Annotated in this window: 1 protein-coding gene; it reads left to right on the top strand. The window is 65.7% G+C overall.

Features of this window, described 5'->3' with window-relative positions; all coding sequences use genetic code 11:
- Window positions 1-1,083, top strand: a 1,083-nt coding sequence (locus AB0M52_RS34125; protein ID WP_363962035.1) for an RHS repeat-associated core domain-containing protein, incomplete at both ends; no start/stop codon positions are given.

Raw genomic sequence — 1,083 nt, 5'->3', positions numbered from 1 at the left:
AGTGCACCACCCGTATCTACGGGTTCAGCAACTCCACCAGCCGGACCACTGTCGCCGAGTATGCCTCCGGGGCCGAGGGGGTATGCCAGACCACGACGGCGGCGGCTTCGAGGACCTGGACATACGACACCGCCGACCGGGTCAACACGTCCGGGTACGTCTACGACGCCCTCGGCCGCACGACCACGGTGCCGGCAGCCGACACCGCCACGGCGCCCGCAGGCAACGCGACGATCGCGTACCACTCGACCGACCTGGTCGACACCATCACCCAGGGCGGCCGGACCACCGACTACACGCTCGACGTGACCGGTGAGCGGGTCCGCTCCTGGACCGACAACACCAGCGGCACCGCCGTCCAGTCGGTGCACCACTACGACAGCGACAGCGACAACCCGTCCTGGACCCAGGAGACGGACGAACTGTTCACCCGGCCGGTCGCCGGCCTGTCCGGCATGGCGGGCATCTTCGACAGCGAGAGCGGGCAGGTCGAATGGCAGGTCGCCAACCTGCACGGCGACCTGATCGCGGCAATCCACGGTGACGACGACGGCCTCTCCCGCACCAGCGAAGCCAACGAGTACGGCACCCCACGCAACGCCGCCGACGCCGGCAGCCAACGGTACGGCTGGCTCGGCGCCAAACAACGCGCCGCCGACACCCCGTCCGGCATCATCCTGATGGGCGTACGCCTCTACAACACCGTCACCGGCCGATTCCTCCAAGTCGACCCGGTCTATGGCGGAAGCTGCAACACCTACGAGTACACGTGTGCCGATCCGATCAATAGCGAAGATCTAGACGGAAAGGCAAAGCGCTGCTCCTGTAGCGCCTGGAAGGAGCCGGTGAAGAAATGGATCAAAGATAGAGCAAACGGCCTAAAGAAGCTGAACAACCGGTTCCACAATTGGCAGGTAAACACTGCTTATCGGGTAGCCAATTTCGGGGCCAAATGGGGCAGGAAGGCGTGGAATAGCAAGTGGAAGTACACGCCGCACGGCCAGGACTACGGTGCCCCGCAGTACGGGCCGGACCACGGCGCCGGACGCTACGGGTCGGCCGGACCGGAGTATCGGGGCACCC

The sequence above is a fragment of the Micromonospora sp. NPDC051296 genome, assembly GCF_040682255.1.
Classification (GTDB): domain Bacteria; phylum Actinomycetota; class Actinomycetes; order Mycobacteriales; family Micromonosporaceae; genus Micromonospora; species Micromonospora craterilacus.
The sequence above is the reverse complement of the archived record's forward strand: the minus strand, read 5'-3'. Positions and strand labels throughout refer to the sequence as shown.